Below are 17,649 nucleotides of genomic sequence, written 5' to 3'. Positions count from 1 at the left end.
TCATATTTATGGATTATGCAGCTTTTTATACATCCTTGATATGACGGCATTTACTCGATACCTAAGTGGGAGGAGGATGTATAAAAAGTGCACGCTTTATTCATATAAAAATAAAGAAAAATATAGAATTAGTGGTAAATATATGATATTATTCACTTGCGGTGCTATGCATTCTTCAACGAGTATGAATGACAAAAAGCAACCTCTTTCCAATGACATGGGATATGAGGTTGCTTTTTATTTACTATTTAGCTAAGCTCAAAGAATGCTGTTTATTTGCTACCTCGATGGTTTGAATATTTCGCCCATCAAGTTCTCTCACAATAAACTCAAAATCATTATACACAAGGACTTCATTTAACTTAACGTCTATTTTCTGAGATAAGATCCATCCACCTATCGTATCGACCTCATTAGTTTCAATGTTCGTTCCCATTAGTGTATTTACGTCTCTTACTAATACTTTCCCATTAAAAACATAGTGATGTTCACCAATTTTTTGCCTATCGAGTACTTCATCAGAATCAAATTCGTCATGGATTTCTCCTACGATTTCTTCTAAAATATCTTCAACGGTTACTAAACCAGCTGTCCCTCCATATTCATCCAGTAAGATTGCTATGTGGATACGTTCCTTTTGCATCTTTCTTAATAGCTTATTGATAGAGTACGATTCAATGACTTGAATCACGGGTTTAACGTAACAGCTAATGAGTTGGTTTCGTAAGGTGTCATCAAATGCAACATCGCTTAAGATTTCTTTTATATTTACCATCCCTATGATTTGATCTTTATCTCCATCGGTTGTTACTGGGTAACGAGTATACTGCTCCAATGCAGCCATTTCTAAAAATGCACCAATCGTGTCATGTTCAGAGATTGTTATCATCTCAGTTCGTGGAATCATGATTTCTTTCGCCAGACGTTCATCAAATTCAAAAATATTGTTTACGTACTTTAGCTCACTCTGATTAATAGCACCACTCTTATAGCTCTCAGCTAGCAGGAGACGAAGTTCCTCTTCTGAATGGGCCAATTCGTGCTCTGAAGCAGGTTTTAACCCAAACATTCCAACCAATATTCGTGCAGAACCATTTAAAATCCAGATAAACGGATACATGATTTTATAAAACCAGATGATGGGTGCTGAAAATAACAACGTGACAGCTTCTGCTTTCTGTATTGAAAATGTCTTAGGTGCTAATTCACCTACCACAACATGAAGATAGGTCATCACAATAAAGGCAATACCAAACGATAAAAGGTGCGTAATGGACTCGTTTAAATCAAACTTCATAAAAACAGGACTTAGCAACCTTTCTACCGTAGGTTCACCAAGAACACCTAGCCCCATCGCTGTTACTGTAATACCTAGTTGACAAGCAGATAAATATTCGTCTAAGTGCGTAATGACCTTTTTCGCAGACACAGCACCCTTTTTACCTTCAGCTACAAGTTGATCAATCTTAGAGCTTCGTACTTTTACAATCGCGAATTCTGTGGCTACAAAGAAACCAGTCAATCCAATTAATACTGCTACCAATAACAAGTTAATTATGTCCAATTAGTTATCTTACCTAAGTAAGATTTACACCTCCAATAGATTTAATGACAAATACATTATGTAGAAACATCTAGCTATCTATGCTTCTTTTAAAATAACTCGTTGTAAAGGAACACCACCCATGCTTATCGTCTTTTCAGATAACGTATACTTCTGATGATCAACTAATAAGGTATGAGTATCAATAACTTCACAGGTCGTTCCTTTGTTTTGAAAATGTTTTACGACAGCTTTTTTTAAATCAGTTAGGTTGTAGTATCTCTCTTCAAAATCAATGACAATTTTCTTTTTTCCAAATAAACCAAACATCCAAATCCCCTCCTATATGCTTATACGATTCACATATATAAAAGTTCCATATATTTTCATATATTCCAATTATATAACATCAAACTTAACATAAGGGATATTCTGGATGACTTTTATGATTTATTGTTAATTTCGGTATATTATTATCCGAATTAATTTACCATGTTTTTCGTATTAAAAAAAGAAAAGTTCGTAAACGTATACTTTTACGAACCTTTCTTTTTCATAAGGAATTTATCTTTTTGATTGTTCGTTTAAGTTTGATAATAAATCACGAACGTCCTCTGGAATTCATACACTTTTACGAACGTTTTTTTGATGGAGCTAAGAAGGAAAGAAATTTGAATGCATACGTGTGAACAGTTGAGATTAAAATGAGGTTCTTAAGCTCCAATCCATGCAAGAAATTAGTGTTTCTCCTTGTAATATCTTTATTAAAAAACAAAGGGGGGAAAGACTCCAATCGTAAAAAGACAATGTTTTACAAGTTAGCTAAGTTACATGGAAGTAAGCTAAATGTACAACCTATATTATATATAGGAAGCTCATCAAAAATGACTCTGCATAAAAACAAGTTCTAAAACTAATTCCTATGGTTAGGTAGTGTATATAAAATGAAGAGTCTCCTCTTTTTTTTATAAAGAGAAGACTTTAATAACTCTTTAGTCATTACATTAGTTGGTATTTATTTCTTACATTAATAATTTTAAGGTCATAAGAAATACTTAAAGGTAATTGATAAAATTGAATTATTATCCTGATTGTAAAATTCATGTTTGTACCTATACTTATACCCATTACCAGTTAAGTTCTTCACGTAAATTCGGTGTATTATATCTAGATAAAAAGGGGGACTCAATAGCATCAAAATATCTGTTTCGGGATTCATTATACCTTTTAGTTCCCTGCATAATATAACAAGCTTCAATCGCTCTTGTAACCCCAACATAATGTAAATTTAATGCTTGCACATATTCTTCTTCAGATACCCATTCCCCTTCAGGAGGTAATATCCACTTGTATAAATCCATTAAAAATACACACTTAAATTCTAATCCTTTTGACTTATGTAGCGTCATAATATTTATTTCATTTTCTGTAGCAGGTCTGAAGCTATATAATTTTTCTTTATCTTTCAAAATCTCTTTAAGTATCTGTAAAATTCTCTCATCTTTTTGTTCAGGGTAGATTAGATGAGCTATCTTAATAAATTCTTCTATATTTGCTTCTAATTGACTATCATCTAAAGTGAATAAATTGTTCACTAATTCTAGTCCTTCTCGAAAATCTCTATAATACAATTCCTCATTTATATACTTGCTAACAAAATCAAGAATAGTGGTTTTACTAAACTTATATAAATAATAGGAGTTTAATATATCGTTCAATAAGATTGCCCAATTACCATTAATTCTATCTAATGGCGTATCTACGAACAATTTATTATTAATTGTTAAAAATTCAGAAGCTCTTCTAGCTGTATTGTTTCCACGACACAGTATTGCAAAATCGCTATTTTTATTTAAATCAAACCTTGCCTTAATTCCCTCTAGATTTTTTTCAATAGCATAAATAACCTGTTCATCTGTTCCAGTCACGTTAACCTTAAATACTCTTTTATCTTCTACCTTGTGCCTTCCTAAACCTCCCAAGAGTTCTAAGGAATAATCTGAAATTGATCTATGACACCTATAATTACGAGTAATTTCTAGATGAGTAAATTTACCATCAGCTATTAGGGATAATAAATACTTAGAGTGTCTATTACTAAATGCATAAATAGCTTGATCTAAATCCCCAACAGCTATTCCCGTAATTCCTTCATTAACTAACTTTAAGAATATTTCATGTTGAATTTCACCACAATCTTGGTATTCATCAATAAAAATATGAGTATATCTCGCTTTAAGGTATATTAAACACTGTGGTACCTCGCTTAATATAAATAATGCTGTTTCCCCACTAATTTCTAAGAATATTAATCCTTCTCGTAGTGATTCCTTCAATAATTCCAACAGCTTTTTATCAGTTCTATTCTCTTTTATGTTTTTTAAATCTTTATATTTAGGATAATCATCTATCGAATCTTTAACTTCTAAAGGATATCCTTTAGGAAATAAACGCTTCGAAAAAGGTATAATAATTTCAGAAATATAAAATTTATCTATAGTGCCAAAAAAATGATTAACGTTTTCTGTATTTTTCCTTTTATATCGTAACTCCAACTCTTGGCTAGCTTTTCTTGTAAACGAAATAGCTATAACACCTTGATAACTTAATAAAATTTTAGATATATTACTTACCTTTTCTACAATGGTATAAGTTTTGCCACTACCCGGTTTAGCTGTTATAACTAAATTTCCTTGTACATCTATTATTTCCTTTTGTTCATAAGAAAAATGATTCATTTTCTTCATTTCCATTAACAACCTTTTTAGATAATTTTTCGATTCGTTGAAGTGGCTCTGAAATTTTATCATCTATTAAACATTTCAAATCATCAAAATGTACTTTTAAAAAATTAAGCATATTCTCTGCTTTTGCTTTTTGCATCTTGTCTACGGTGCTTTTGATTGCTCTGGTCTTATAGAATTTCTTCAGAGAGCTAAATAAATTACTGTTAACTAAATCATTTTCAAGATCTACTTTTGATAAATATATATTGTTTTTTTCAACTTCCCGAATAATATGGTTTGCGAGATTGATAGCAGTCTGCGGACGATTTACGGTCTTTAACCATTCATTATCTAATTCATGTTCTTTCCAATACGTAATCAATTCTCCATTTTCCTCTATTTGTAAAAGTTCTTTATATATTCCCATAACACGAGATATACCGCCTTGAAAAGATAATTCAACATCTGTATCATTAATTTTTTTTGTTTTGTTAAAAATATCATTATCTGTTCTCAGTACAAAAGGAATATCCAATGCTAAGCAAATCTTTATATAGGGCTTAAATCCGACACCATTTACAGATATGATTGACACGTTCAATCTATCTAAATCAATATTTAATTGTTTAGCTAATGCAGTATAAAATAATTTTTCCGAAGGGCCTTCTACTAAAAATACTGCATTAACGAAAAATATGTCTGATGTAATTGCATCTAATCTATAACCAAAGTCATCAAATTCAATCTTTATTTCTTCACTACATCCACCTTTTGCTGCCTTGGTAGATTTCTTTTTAGTATATAATTTAACAATTCTATCTGGTTTAAACTCTGATGCAATATGCGGAGAATGCGTGGTTATAAAAACTTGTTCTTCAAATTTCTCTAACAAATAACTAGAAAGTTTTCGTTGTTGCTGGGGATGTAAGTGTGCCTCTGGCTCTTCTATTGCATAGAATGTTACTTTTTCTAAAGACTTTATATTTTTTTGCTTAGAAATCCATGTCGCTAAGAATATTTGGTTATTTCTCCCATCCCCACCTAGAGTTAAGGGGCCATCTTGGGTATTATAGCTTAGATCAAGGTTATCTAACATTCTTGTAGCGTCTGAATTAGCATTTTTAAAGCTTAATTCTTGTTTTTCATTATGTATAGCGAGTGAACTTAACTCATTATTTACTTTACTTAAGGATTGCTGAATATAATTTAAACGGTCAACTCTTTTGTTTACAACTCCTAAACCTCTTTTAATTTTAAGTATAGATTTCTCATCCGCGTATGTTTGTTGTTTCGTTAATTGTAATTTTGCATCCTCAAGAATTTGATTTTTTTCTCGTTTCATAAAGGAATCTAAATTACGGTTTGTATTCACATACTCCATATTTAATCGTTTAATGTAAAAGCGTGAATTCTTCACCTCTAATTCTTCCTCTGAGGCACCTGAAAGGATACTGTACTCGCCATTTTTTGAATTTTTATATTGAATATATACTGTTTCTTTATTCAAATCACCCTTAAATACAGTTATTAAACAATCTTCTCTCACGTCAACAAGCTTTACTGTAACTTCAATAGAATCTACGTTTGTATACACGTTATAATCACTATTAAGCAAGTCTAAATCCCTATCGCTTAAACTGCGGTCAAACAGGAGGCGTAAAGCATATATTAAATTAGTTTTTCCTACATCGTTTGCTCCGATGACTAAAGTTTGATTTGCAAAATTAATTGTCTCATCATCAAAATTTCTAAATCCTTTGATTCTTATCCACTCTATTTTCATAAATTAAAGTAATCTCCTTTATGTTGATTTCCATATAATGGATTTAATTTGCTTCTTATTATTTTTTCATTTCTTGAATTTATGCCCGTATAATATAAATGTTACCATTTAAAGTGTGATTATTGTACTATTCATCTTATTAGAATAATAGGCATTTTAAATTCATTTATGATATTTTAATTGTTTAAATGATTTAATTAATAAAGCTTTAGAAAGTAAAGAGGGTACAAAGTATAGAGCTTTGTACCTTCTTTATTATAACTTCTTATTTTGATGAAAATTTGAAGGGATTTTAAATAATCTAATTCCTTCATCTCTATCTTACTTCTTTTAAATATCATCTCTAATTTTACCAATGAGTTGTTCTAACCTAAAGTCGTTATCAACTATTTATAATAGTTAATCTTGCTTCTTTACTACTCCCTTATAAAAAGGATGAGAGTTTAATTTTTTGTCGTTAATATTAACATTATAGTAATGCCTTAAACAGTTTAGAATAATTTGTCTTATAGGCTCACTGTTTTTTTGTTTCAAAAAACTTTCTAACTCAACCTGACTAATTGCTATTTCACCTGAATGATTATATATAGCCTTCTTTATCTGCTTATAGCTAATACCTACATTTAATAAGTTATTAACATTTTTAATGAAACTACCGTATTTTTTTTGCGATAATAACCCAGTAAGTATCCAGTTAAAATCTTGCTGGCCATTAAAAATAGTATTGCCAAAACTAGGTTTATACGTTTTTAATGTGTTATAATTTCCGAATTTGCTCAAAAATATTTTCATAAGTTTATAATATTCTTCTTCTGTTAGGAGACCATGAGAATTAAACAATATAAAGAGTAAAGGGTCTTTATCTACAATCTCATTAAGTTTATTTTTATTATTTAGAAAATCAAATGAAATTCCGTTTTCTAGAATAAATAAATAATAATACTTGTAATCTTCTTCTTCTTTTAATTCTTCTAGCGTTTGTTCAAGTACTGAATTCTTTTTCTTAATAAATCTTTCTATTTTAAATAAATTAATTAAGTAATAATTTATCTGCTTAACCTCGTTAAATGGAACAGTTTCATAATTAAGAATAAGGTAACTGAGAGCCTTCTTGAAAATTTCCTCAATCATTTTAGGACTAACATTTCTTAAATACTTTAAAATTTGCAAGAAGAAGATTAATCCTTTAGGTTCATTTAAATGTTTAAAAACAATGGAATCAATAACCTCAAAATCTGATTGTTCTTTATCAATTCTACATATTAAAAGTTCTAATACTACTTTCCAAGAAGATTTCCCCATATACTTAGATATTATATTGTCTCTTTCAAAAAAATTAGATTTAGCATGCGTATTGGTGTATATATAGTTAGCAGTAAAATATTCAAGAAAAGTTTTATGAGTAAATGCATTTTCCACATAGATAGATCTAACTTTTGCAAATTCTAAAAACTCATCTGCTGCTTCATAAGCCTCATCTTCAAATTCAAACTCGCCTTTTTTAATTAAATAATCCTTAATGTGTTTTTGAGAAAGCTCATAGGTGATATTTTGATGATTAGAGTCCATATTAGTATATTGCCAATAGCCTAAAGAAGAAAAAGTAGCAATTTTATTCGAAATTTGTAAAGCCAAATTCATTTTTTTCTCTTTAATATCACGGGTTTCTACTAAGGTTTTGGTGCAACTTTCATATAGTTCGAGCTTTGAAGTAGGCAACTCAAGTTCATTTCTATATAGAATAAGAATTAACGTTAAAAGTAGAGGATTTGTCTTTAGCTCATCTTCAATTTTTTTTAGCTCTTCTAAAAATTCTTTTATTTCTTTTTTTCTCTGAGCTTCTTCATCCTCTTCTAAAGAGTACCATTTATTAACATAGGCATTAATTTGACTATTACTGAAGTCAGATACTTCCAATACTTTGAAGTTCGATTTTTTAAAATATACCTCTTCGTACGACTCGTATCTACTTGTCACTAACCCAAATACATTAATATTATTCGCTAAGAAATTCTCTATATCGTTTCTAACTTCAATTCTCTCGTGAACGTCTAGAATTTCATCTAGACCATCGAAGAATATAATTGTTTTATACTTATTAAATAAGTCAATCAAAGATTTTTTACTAACGTAATGTAGCTGATAATCTCTTTCTAAAGTATTGGCAAGATACTCTATGAGACCATAAGAATGTTGCATTTTTGCTTTATTGTACTTATTTAATTCAATTCTGAAAGGAATTTTCTCATATATTTCAGTGTTTTCAAATATACGGTCATCTTTATCAATGAACTTGCACAGAGTGTATTTAATCAGAGAGGATTTACCTGCCCCGGGCTTACCTAAAATCACCATATTTTTTTTGCCAACATCATTAAATAATTCCCTAAAAGATATACTTCTATATGGTTCTCCAGGAGTATCAATTGTGCCAGTAGAAACGTTGTTGATTCTGGCTGCTAACTCTAATATAGCTTTCTCGAACTTTTCTACAGGTATTTTGTTATGTTGCTTTATCATTCTTTTTGATACTATTAATTTTTTAGCTTGCCAAATATGAAACAGCTCATGATTGTTTTCAAGGTATATACTCTCTATTTCCTTATTAAAGAACGATTGTTTCTCAATATCATTTCTTATTTTTAATTTGGGTTCTACAAATAAAGAGTATAATTGTACTTCTCTGGGTTTCCTTGGTAAAGCCAAACCGAAAAAATTTATCCTAGAATGATTGTTAATGATTGCCTTACCATAGTCAGCAAAAAACTTTTCTACATTTAAATTTTCCCCATGTATAATTTCTTCAAATGTTTTACGATCAATTACCTTTTCAATTTCAAAAAACTGATCACGGACAACACCTTTTTGACTTATCAGATTAGTTATATCAGTTGGGAGTAAAAGTTTAATATTAAGCAACATTAGAAGCTTACTTATCTCTTGTTTTAAAGAACTTGTCATTTTGATTTTAATCGTTTTATTTTCTTCAAGACAATTTTTGATATAATCTTCTAGATTTTCATTAAGTATAGTCTTCCTGTTATGTATAAAATCTATTGCATCATTAGAAAAACCTTTCGCTACTGCAAACGCATAGGTAAACTTATTTATATCAGGAATAAGTGATTTATCTTCTATGTAATGACATAAGAATTTAATTATTTCTTTGAATAACTGTTTCTTCGTTAGATTTTTTTGATACCTTTTACATTGTATTACTCCTACAACAGATGAGTTTTCGGATAACACAATATCTCTTCCTTTTTCACGAGTACCCGCCATTAATCCACAATTATCATAATTTAAACTTAAAAAAGAACCCTGACTCTTAAACTGATCTGCAAGCTGGTAGAGTAGCAATTCAAAAGCCCTATGATCCAAATCTTGCAGAGGATAGACTCCTTGCATTTGATATTTTTTTATTTTAGTAATTTCTTTTATTTCATTTATTATTTCTTTAGTATCTACTTTTAACAATCCATCCACTCCTGTTGTATTATATTGCTTAATTATTTAAGTGAACAATCCTTACATAAACCCCATCTAAATAGTTGTTCAACTACCTATCTATTACATTAATCTAGTTATATTATACCATATATATATGATTGTATGCGTGACATTGGTAGAAGGTTACCAGGGTATAAATTAGGAATAAATATTAAAGATAGTAGATTATATTCACGCTATCTCTCATAATTCTGCTAAAAACTTCACAAAAGTTAATGAATTAAAACTATTTTCTGCTAATGATAATATTTAAGCTCTATGATTTGCTTTCCTCCACACGAATTTTTCTTCAATAAAAGTTATAAAAACTACAAACTTAATCAAAAGAATTTATTTCATTTTAATCACCCTATATTAAAAGCTATAAGTAACAATAATCGGGAAAACTTTAGAGTTTTTATTGATTAAAGAACGTGTGTTCGCATATAATATACAGAACACACGTTCTTTAATTTAAGGAGTTCTTTTAATGGATGATGGGCAGCTACCAAACAGAATCATTATTTGTATCGACATGAAATCTTTTTTTGCATCGGTTTCCTCTGTCATACGGGGGTTAAATCCGTTGAAAACAAGGCTTGCGGTGGTAGGAGATATCAAAAGGTCAGGATCGGTTGTGCTGGCTGCCACACCTTTATTGAAGAAAGAAGGGATCAAAACAGGAAGTCGTCTTTTCGACATTCCTAAAAGGAAAGATATCCATGTGGTGAATCCATCTATGGAGAGATATATTAAGGCTTCAAACTATATTTCAAGTTTGGTGTTACAGTATGTGGCTCCAGAAGACTTTCATGCGTATAGCATTGATGAGTTATTTATTGATGCAACAGCTTCGTTACATTTATTCGCTCAAACACCAGAAGAACTGGCCCATAAAATCATCAACGAGATTTATCGCAAGACACGGCTGACAGCTACCGCAGGTATCGGTCCCAATCTCTTACTGGCGAAGGTGAGCTTAGATCATGAGGCAAAGAATAGCCCAACAGGAGTTGCGTATTGGCGATATGAGGATATTCCCTTTAAGTTGTGGTCCATTCATCCGATGAAGGATTTCTGGGGAATCTCGTCTGCTACGGAAAGGCGCTTAAATCGTTTGGGCATTCACTCCATAAAGGAACTCGCTCTTTCTTCAAAAGAGATGTTACAAAAGGAATTTGGCATACTAGGCGAAGAGTTGCACCAACATGCGAATGGCATTGATTACAGTCGCATTTCTGATGTGTACATTACTAGCTCTCGTTCCTTTGGAAAGAGTCAAATTCTATTCCGTGATTATACAAACCGAAAAGAAGTGGAGTTATTGCTGTTAGAGCTGTTAGATGATGTGTGCTTTCGCTTACGGATGCATCAAGTGGTGGCTCAAACGATCCATTTATCCATTGGCTACAGCAAACAAACAGGTGGAGGCTTCTCCAGACAAAAGAAAATGGGGAGAGCTTCGAACTTAAGCGAAGATATCTTTCCCTACTGTTTAACCATTTTACATATCTATGATAGTGGCATGCCGATTCGCTCCATCGGTATCTCCTTATCAAACACTAGCATTCAAGAAGAAGAGCAAATGAGCTTATTTGAGGATATCAATCAGCGTGAAAGAGCCTATGCTCTTGCCAAAACGATTGATGACATTCGGTTACGTTATGGAAAGAATAGCGTACTACGTGCATCTAGTCACCTTCCTCATTCGACAGCTCGTTACCGAAATTACCTTATGGGTGGCCATAAAGCTTAAGCAGGAAAAAAGATGGAACATAGAGGAATGAAAGAAACAATAATAAAAATATGCAGTATCTATAGTATTCATAGAAATAAATATTAGGAGACGGAATTAAAGGTTAAAGTAAGGAAAAACCCAACCTTACCATTACAGAAGATTGGATTTCCTCCTATTTATCAGCAAAACATTTAGTTATGACCAACTATTGGATGTGGTACATATGGCTCTTCAAGAAACGCAATTTCTTCAGGTGTTAGCTTAACCGATAAAGAACCTACTGCATTTTCAAGATGTGATGTTTTCGTAGCACCAATTATAGGAGCTGTTACTGGTTCTTTCTGTAGTAACCAGGCAAGTGCAATGTGTGTACGAGGAATACCATGTTTTTCTGCAATAGATGCTACTCGTTCTACAACCAATCGATCTGCATCCGCAGTCGCATCGTATTTAGATTTTTGGACTTGATCTGTCTCGGAACGATGTGTTGTTACTGACCAGTCACGTGTTAATCTTCCTGATGCAAGAGGGCTATATGGAGTGATACCAATTTTCTCTTCCTTACAAAGAGGTAACATTTCTCGTTCCTCTTCACGGTATATTAGATTTAAATGGTTCTGCATGGACACAAACTTAGTCCAACCATTTTTTTCAGCCACGTGTAATGCCTTTTGGAACTGCCAAGCGTACATGGCAGAAGCACCAATGTATCTTGCTTTTCCAGCTTTCACTACGTCATGTAATGCTTCCATCGTTTCCTCAATAGGGGTATCATAATCCCACCGATGGATGATATAAAGATCTACATAATCAGTTTCTAGTCTCTTAAGACTTTTATCGATTTCACTCATTATTGCTTTTCGGGAAAGACCAGAGCCGTTTGGACCTTTATGCATTTGTCCGTGTACTTTAGTTGCTATGACAACTTCATCACGATTAGCATAATCCTTAAGAGCTCGTCCAAGATATTTCTCACTTGTACCCAGTGAGTATACATTTGCTGTATCAAAAAAATTAATCCCTAAGTCCAGGGCTTTTTTTATAACAAGGCGGGAGTCCTCTTCATTAAGTACCCATTGGTGAAGCCATTTGTTGGCGTCTCCAAAACCCATACATCCAAGACAAAGTCGAGATACATCTAAGCCTGTATTACCAAGTTTTACATATTTCATTTAATTTCCCCCTACTTTTCTAATGAGTCATACACTTTTTTTAAAAAAACTTAACGGTAAGAATTTTTTTCAGAAAGATTTCTTAATTTTCAGAAATAATTTCATTGATACATGCTAATGTGTTAAGTGTTCTCGGAAAGCCCACATATGGTAGACAGTGAGTGATAGCAGTGATTAATGTTTCCTTATCATTGCCCACATTTATGTTACCCTGCACATGTGCTTTCACTTGACCTTCAGCACCGCCTAACGCACTTATAATACAGAGCGTTAATAGCTCTCGTGTTTTCAAATCGAGTCCGTCACGAGTATAGAAATCTCCAAAGCAAAAAGCAGAAAGATATTCCTGCATATGCTTTTGATTTGATGGAGCACTCTCCTGCATTTTTTTTATGACATCTCCAAAAATCTCTACTTGAGTTGCAAGACCCTTTTGAAAGCGATTATCTTCATCTACCGTCTTTTGGCTTTCCATCGGTAAAGCGATATTCTTTGCTTTGAATACCTCATTAACTTCATTGATAGCATTTAACGTTTTCGGAAATCCAATATACGGAGCACATTGGTAAACCGCCTCTTTGATTTCTACAGGTGTTAGCCCAACATTCAATGCTGCACTAACATGTGCTTTTAATTGAGGTAACGTCTGGTTAGTAGCAAGAACCACCAAGGTGATTAACTCACGCTGTTTGTCATCCAGATTACCTTGATAAAAAACTTCACCAAAAATAAAATGGCTCAGAATGTCCTGGAAATCAGGATCAGTGGCATGTGTACTAGGTACTCCTTCACCAAATAGCTGTTTGAATTTTTCTTTGCTCTTTTCGATACGATTCATAAACAAGCCTCCTGATAGAAAAATTTGCATAAGCTCACATTTATATTAGCTACTTTTATTACAATTGATTGGTCGTGAACTTCTTTTAAATCGTTTTTTTCTTAACGTTTTTAATTATGTCATAAATATCAAAAAAGCCTTAACCTATTATTATCAAGTTCTTGCCTAATCCTCTCAAACTCCCTTACTAAATCTATAACTATCAGGTATAATGAACCGAAAATAAAGAAAAGGAGAATAAGTTATGTCTAACAAACCCTATAAACAGCAACATGAACTTGCTAAACTCATTGAACGCCTTTCGAAGCAGGACGGTGTTCACCCTACCATTATTCCATCTTTATTTCTCATCCGTGAATCCATTATTACTGAACCCATTTCTAGAGTTAACGAGCCATCTTTTTGCATTATCCTCCAAGGAGAGAAGGAGGTATTATTGGGAGAGGAACGCTTTTTATACGGTCCTGGTCATTATATTGTGGCATCAGTTGACTTACCAGTTACAGGTCAAGTCATCAAAGCCTCAGCCGAGTCCCCATATTTAGCCTTCAAACTTGAATTTACCTCTAGCCAGGTTTTAGAGGTTTTAAATAGCACAGATATTAAAACTGGGCAGGGAAAGAACGCAAAACGAGCTATGTATGTTAGCAAAATAGAGCCATCTTTGTTGGACGCAGTAGTAAGGTTAGCATCTTTGCTAGACACTCCAAAACATATCCCTGTTCTTGCTCCATTATTTAAAAAAGAAATTCTTTATTGGATTTTGCAAGGTCCACATGGCGAAGCGCTTGAACAAATGGCATTAGAAGGTAGCAATGCCTCTAGAATAAGAGAGGTTATAGATCATATCATCAATAATTATGAAGAGTCTTTTCGTATTGAAGAGCTTGCTGAAATAGCGAATATGAGTGTTTCATCGCTACACCGACATTTTAAAGAGGTAACGGCAATGAGTCCCATTCAGTTTCAAAAACAACTGAGATTGCAGGAAGCGAGGCGCTTGTTATTAGCAGAGTCAACAGATATAGCTCATGTCGCATTCAAGGTGGGATACGAAAGTCAATCGCAATTCAGTCGAGAATATTCCCGAATGTTTGGCTTTCCACCCAGAGTAGATATAAACCGAATGAGAGAAAACTACGTTTAAATGAAGAAGGATTTTAGGTTGTGAAAGGTTGTACCTAAAGTAAAAGGTGCTTTAGTTCAGTAAGAAATAGTAATCGTAAGATTTTCAACAATCTGGTGCTTTAATGGAGTAAGGATTACAAAAAACGATTATCGATATAGACATAGCTACATTGATAAAAACCATTAAAACAAAAGCTTTTTTAAAAGCATGTATTGATAAAATGAAAAAATGGCGTCCATTCGCCACTATGCCAGAGCAATACATAGGATTAAAGGAAATGATAAATAAGCAAGCAGAAGTAACTCAACCAGTTTTAATGGAACAGATGAATTTCACTTTAATTGAAGCCTTACATACAAATAAACAAGTGCACCTTACCTATTATAAGAAAGGACAATGCATAACAGAAACAGGATTCATTCAGTTTGTTGATTCTCTGGGGGATTTATTTATTTTCATTGATGACGTATTTGAGTTGAAGAATAAAATGAGGTTAAGCGAGCTCATCGATGTTCGCTTTGCGTAGTTCCTAAAGAAATCGTGTACAAGAATCATTTATTTGGGTGGAGGTACATTCATGTACAATTTTAGAGTCTACACGTTACGTGACGGTTCAAAGAGAATCATTAAATTAAAAGAAGGTGAATCATTTAAAGAGGAACTCCAAAGAGCAGGTATTCAAGAAACACAAATTTTTCAGATGCAACTAGTGGAAAAACCAGAGTAATTTTAACATACACCTCTTACATAGGTCTAATTGTGGTAGTCTAATAAAAGCCAAATAGAAAAGAGTGATCAACCTGGAAGAAATAAAGGAGCAAGAAATCGATTTTGATAAAGTGTATGACTATGCTGCATTTCCGGATAAAATTAGTGGCCGATGTGATAATTGCAATTCAGCTTACTTCAAAAGTTCCGTAAAAGGTGGCGTTTTCTTACGTGAATGTCGCCAGTGTGGGATGAAGAAGAGTATCTAATCATAAAGAGCTATAAGGAGTATGAGTATGGAACACATAGTTGATATATTAGAAACTAAAAAAAGCTCTCTAAGCAATGAAAATCAAGAGCTGTTAAAGAAATTGATACGAAAAATAAAATCATTTGCTACTACCCCACTCAATCGCAAACATTGTTTACGTATGGCACCATTTGCTGATTCTAAAGAGATAACAGAAGTTGTGATTAATACTATACAACCGTACGAGCTGAAGTTGCTTGGCGACAGTTGCTTTCGTGCCTACGATAGCATTGGTTATCACTATTGCATCGCATTACTTGCTTGCAGAGTTGCATTAAACGAGGTAGATGAATTAGATGTTGTGGCAGTGCTTGAACATGAAGTGGAGAAAGAATTGAAAGAACATCAACTGGTAGCCTCTAGAGGTGGAGAAAATTATCATGTAATGCTTCGTATTTTTAAGTGTTTTAAAAAAGATACAGATAGACTCAACCATTTGCTGATACGCCTACAAAATCACAGGGATTGAGATGCAAAATCATGTCATTCACAAACAACTAGAAGTACGTCAACCTCTTTTTAACAGAAGAGCAAATGAAACAAATCAATTTCACCTTAATTGAATCTTTGCATACAAATAAAAAAATATACCGCGCATATATGTAAAAAAACGAGATGCAAACGATTATGCATCCCGTTATGTGAAGAAGAAAAAACTAGCTTTTAATGCATTATATGATCTTTAAGGAACACCTCATTTAAGCATACATAATTGAAAGTAATCACAAAAAGGACTGCTGTACGGGAGTCTTTTTTTATATTCTTCCCGTGATTTACCTTCTATTAAAAGAAATAGATGGAGAAGAAGCAGCATTCTTATGCGTGAATGGCATGAGAATGCTGCCTTTTTCTGTAGATATAGGTGTGCACCTATACATTTTCTTTTACAATCCCCCCTTTAACCCTTATTATGGTAATAAACTCAAAATAAGGTGGGGGATGAATTTATGAGAGCAAAGATTGAGAAAGCGAACCATGTAGTGATGTTTCAAACAGCTGGTGAGTTTTATGCACACGAAGTGACTCAAGGTCCTAAAGTGGGTTTCTTTGCTTGTCCCTCTTGTGGAGTGAAAGTTTATCATAAACAAGACCATTTCTTTTCACGTGAGCATGCGCGTACGTGTACTTACGTACAAGAGCAACCTAAGACAAAGTTCTAAAAATGTATTCTCCTAGTTTGTAAATTTATCATTGGTCAATTTATACATTTATAGTATAATATGAAAGTTGTACTTATGAGCATATAAAAGGAGAGTCAGCATGAAGGGACTAAGTACGTTGAGAAAGATAGATGCAGTGGGTCGTATAGTAATTCCCATTGAACTAAGAAAAGAACTGAATATAGGTAAAGACGATTCTGTAGAAATTTTATTGGAAGATGATCATATAGAAATAAAAAAATATAAAGAATATGATAAATGTGTGGTTACGGGTGAGGTAACACCTGAGAACCGTAGGTATGCAAATAACATGGTTATCAGTCCGTTAGGCGCAAAAATTTTATTTAACGAAATAAAAGACAAGCAAAAAACCTTTGAATCGTAAATTCAAAGGTTTTTTAAGTCGACCTATTTTTTATTCTGTATACTTTCTAACCAGTTTTGTACAGAAGACCCTAAGCTAGTTGCTCCTACTTTTAATTCATCCATAATATAAGAAATTAAATTGTGTAAACTGTACTCTTCTTTATAAGGGTTATTTTTATTGATGAATTTTAACACCTCTTTTAACTCCTTTACTCTTCCCTGATCCAATTCTTCTTCTAAATGCCGAGTCATGTATTCATCAACAAAATCAGAGTTCCTTATACTCGCTTCAATTAAGAAAGATGCTGCTAATGCTGGAGAGCAATCTAAAGCATAAGCTAAGCGTTTTAGAATATCATACGTTTCTCCATGTCCATCTTTTAAGCGCGTAGAGACACGCTCCTTCTCAATATTCTTGTATAGATGTCTAATTGGCTCTTTGGACATATCTCCCATATATACAGTGCTGCCAAAGCTAAATCCTCTTCTAAAATAATTTGATAGGTAGTCCATTACTTTTGAAGAAGCAAGGCCTGATATACAAATTGATTCAATTACATTTTTTACAGGTGTATTTGTAATATAAGACAATCGATAAACACATTCTTTAAGATCAATTGGAAGTGATGGTTTTACATCTCGTTTTTTGTCACTTCGAATTTTTCTTTTCTTCTCTTCTACTCTCAC

General features: G+C 32.7%; 16 protein-coding genes. 8 read left to right on the top strand and 8 right to left on the bottom strand.

The window, feature by feature from the left end:
- Positions 1 to 244: 244 nt before the first annotated feature.
- The 5 genes from SCI76_RS26645 to SCI76_RS26625 form a co-directional block, all read right to left on the bottom strand.
- Positions 245 to 1,564 (bottom strand): hemolysin family protein, encoded by a 1,320-nt coding sequence (locus tag SCI76_RS26645; protein ID WP_099331479.1) that lies wholly within the window; start codon positions 1,562 to 1,564, stop codon positions 245 to 247.
- Between the two features lie 78 nt (positions 1,565 to 1,642).
- The gene (locus SCI76_RS26640; protein WP_074895535.1) at positions 1,643 to 1,873 is read right to left on the bottom strand and encodes a hypothetical protein; all 231 of its coding nucleotides are present in this window, start codon (positions 1,871 to 1,873) and stop codon (positions 1,643 to 1,645) included.
- A gap of 797 nt (positions 1,874 to 2,670) precedes the next feature.
- Positions 2,671 to 4,290 (bottom strand): UvrD-helicase domain-containing protein, encoded by a 1,620-nt coding sequence (locus SCI76_RS26635; RefSeq protein WP_407545267.1) that lies wholly within the window; start codon positions 4,288 to 4,290, stop codon positions 2,671 to 2,673.
- Positions 4,262 to 6,052 (bottom strand): ATP-dependent nuclease, encoded by a 1,791-nt coding sequence (locus SCI76_RS26630; protein WP_407545266.1) that lies wholly within the window; start codon positions 6,050 to 6,052, stop codon positions 4,262 to 4,264. The genes SCI76_RS26635 and SCI76_RS26630 overlap by 29 nt, the downstream gene beginning before the upstream one ends.
- A gap of 399 nt (positions 6,053 to 6,451) precedes the next feature.
- The gene (locus tag SCI76_RS26625) at positions 6,452 to 9,529 is read right to left on the bottom strand and encodes an NACHT domain-containing protein (protein ID WP_407545265.1); all 3,078 of its coding nucleotides are present in this window, start codon (positions 9,527 to 9,529) and stop codon (positions 6,452 to 6,454) included.
- A 502-nt stretch (positions 9,530 to 10,031) separates the two neighbouring features.
- Between SCI76_RS26625 and SCI76_RS26620 the strand changes: the two genes are divergently transcribed.
- Positions 10,032 to 11,297 carry a Y-family DNA polymerase gene (locus SCI76_RS26620; RefSeq protein WP_407545264.1) on the top strand — a complete coding sequence of 422 codons (1,266 nt, stop codon included), beginning with the start codon at positions 10,032 to 10,034 and terminating at the stop codon, positions 11,295 to 11,297.
- A 173-nt stretch (positions 11,298 to 11,470) separates the two neighbouring features.
- On the opposite strand, the gene SCI76_RS26615 is transcribed toward SCI76_RS26620, so the two are convergent.
- Entirely contained in the window at positions 11,471 to 12,451 is a 981-nt protein-coding gene (locus tag SCI76_RS26615) for an aldo/keto reductase (RefSeq protein WP_155017613.1), read from the bottom strand.
- A gap of 82 nt (positions 12,452 to 12,533) precedes the next feature.
- Positions 12,534 to 13,289: a carboxymuconolactone decarboxylase family protein gene (locus tag SCI76_RS26610; RefSeq protein WP_155017614.1), complete on the bottom strand. Its 756-nt coding sequence runs from the start codon at positions 13,287 to 13,289 to the stop codon at positions 12,534 to 12,536.
- 244 nt (positions 13,290 to 13,533) lie between these two features.
- On the opposite strand from SCI76_RS26610, the gene SCI76_RS26605 reads away from it, so the two are divergent.
- The 7 genes from SCI76_RS26605 to SCI76_RS26575 all read left to right on the top strand — a co-directional run bounded on the left by SCI76_RS26605 (position 13,534) and on the right by SCI76_RS26575 (position 16,981).
- A complete protein-coding gene (locus SCI76_RS26605; RefSeq protein ID WP_155017615.1) occupies positions 13,534 to 14,436 on the top strand; it encodes an AraC family transcriptional regulator in 903 nt (300 codons plus the stop codon).
- A 202-nt stretch (positions 14,437 to 14,638) separates the two neighbouring features.
- Positions 14,639 to 14,944 (top strand): YolD-like family protein, encoded by a 306-nt coding sequence (locus SCI76_RS26600; RefSeq protein ID WP_155017616.1) that lies wholly within the window; start codon positions 14,639 to 14,641, stop codon positions 14,942 to 14,944.
- A gap of 51 nt (positions 14,945 to 14,995) precedes the next feature.
- On the top strand, positions 14,996 to 15,145 hold the full coding sequence (locus SCI76_RS26595; protein ID WP_170960180.1) for a hypothetical protein: 150 nt from the start codon (positions 14,996 to 14,998) through the stop codon (positions 15,143 to 15,145).
- A gap of 64 nt (positions 15,146 to 15,209) precedes the next feature.
- The gene (locus SCI76_RS26590) at positions 15,210 to 15,395 is read left to right on the top strand and encodes a hypothetical protein (protein WP_322745148.1); all 186 of its coding nucleotides are present in this window, start codon (positions 15,210 to 15,212) and stop codon (positions 15,393 to 15,395) included.
- Between the two features lie 27 nt (positions 15,396 to 15,422).
- Positions 15,423 to 15,905: a hypothetical protein gene (locus SCI76_RS26585; protein WP_155017617.1), complete on the top strand. Its 483-nt coding sequence runs from the start codon at positions 15,423 to 15,425 to the stop codon at positions 15,903 to 15,905.
- A gap of 478 nt (positions 15,906 to 16,383) precedes the next feature.
- A complete protein-coding gene (locus SCI76_RS26580) occupies positions 16,384 to 16,596 on the top strand; it encodes a hypothetical protein (protein ID WP_155017618.1) in 213 nt (70 codons plus the stop codon).
- Between the two features lie 100 nt (positions 16,597 to 16,696).
- The gene (locus tag SCI76_RS26575; protein WP_155017619.1) at positions 16,697 to 16,981 is read left to right on the top strand and encodes an AbrB/MazE/SpoVT family DNA-binding domain-containing protein; all 285 of its coding nucleotides are present in this window, start codon (positions 16,697 to 16,699) and stop codon (positions 16,979 to 16,981) included.
- A gap of 23 nt (positions 16,982 to 17,004) precedes the next feature.
- On the opposite strand, the gene SCI76_RS26570 is transcribed toward SCI76_RS26575, so the two are convergent.
- Complete coding sequence (locus SCI76_RS26570; protein ID WP_071277272.1) at positions 17,005 to 17,649, bottom strand: hypothetical protein; 645 nt, start codon at positions 17,647 to 17,649, stop codon at positions 17,005 to 17,007.

Origin of the sequence: Priestia sp. HNGD-A6, from assembly GCF_045784335.1 — a bacterium.
GTDB lineage: Bacteria > Bacillota > Bacilli > Bacillales > Bacillaceae_H > Priestia > Priestia zanthoxyli.
This window is presented reverse-complemented; position numbering and strand designations above follow the sequence as displayed.

Bases quoted from the DNA above. Each gene is read 5' to 3' on its own strand.
- SCI76_RS26585 (WP_155017617.1), top strand. From the start codon at position 15,423: ATGGAACACATAGTTGATATATTAGAAACTAAAAAAAGCTCTCTAAGC.
- SCI76_RS26640 (WP_074895535.1), bottom strand. From the start codon at position 1,873: ATGTTTGGTTTATTTGGAAAAAAGAAAATTGTCATTGATTTTGAAGAG.
- SCI76_RS26595 (WP_170960180.1), top strand. From the start codon at position 14,996: ATGTACAATTTTAGAGTCTACACGTTACGTGACGGTTCAAAGAGAATC.
- SCI76_RS26610 (WP_155017614.1), bottom strand. From the start codon at position 13,289: ATGAATCGTATCGAAAAGAGCAAAGAAAAATTCAAACAGCTATTTGGT.
- SCI76_RS26630 (WP_407545266.1), bottom strand. From the start codon at position 6,052: ATGAAAATAGAGTGGATAAGAATCAAAGGATTTAGAAATTTTGATGAT.
- SCI76_RS26600 (WP_155017616.1), top strand. From the start codon at position 14,639: ATGAAAAAATGGCGTCCATTCGCCACTATGCCAGAGCAATACATAGGA.
- SCI76_RS26615 (WP_155017613.1), bottom strand. From the start codon at position 12,451: ATGAAATATGTAAAACTTGGTAATACAGGCTTAGATGTATCTCGACTT.
- SCI76_RS26620 (WP_407545264.1), top strand. From the start codon at position 10,032: ATGGATGATGGGCAGCTACCAAACAGAATCATTATTTGTATCGACATG.
- SCI76_RS26605 (WP_155017615.1), top strand. From the start codon at position 13,534: ATGTCTAACAAACCCTATAAACAGCAACATGAACTTGCTAAACTCATT.
- SCI76_RS26580 (WP_155017618.1), top strand. From the start codon at position 16,384: ATGAGAGCAAAGATTGAGAAAGCGAACCATGTAGTGATGTTTCAAACA.
- SCI76_RS26575 (WP_155017619.1), top strand. From the start codon at position 16,697: ATGAAGGGACTAAGTACGTTGAGAAAGATAGATGCAGTGGGTCGTATA.
- SCI76_RS26635 (WP_407545267.1), bottom strand. From the start codon at position 4,290: ATGAAGAAAATGAATCATTTTTCTTATGAACAAAAGGAAATAATAGAT.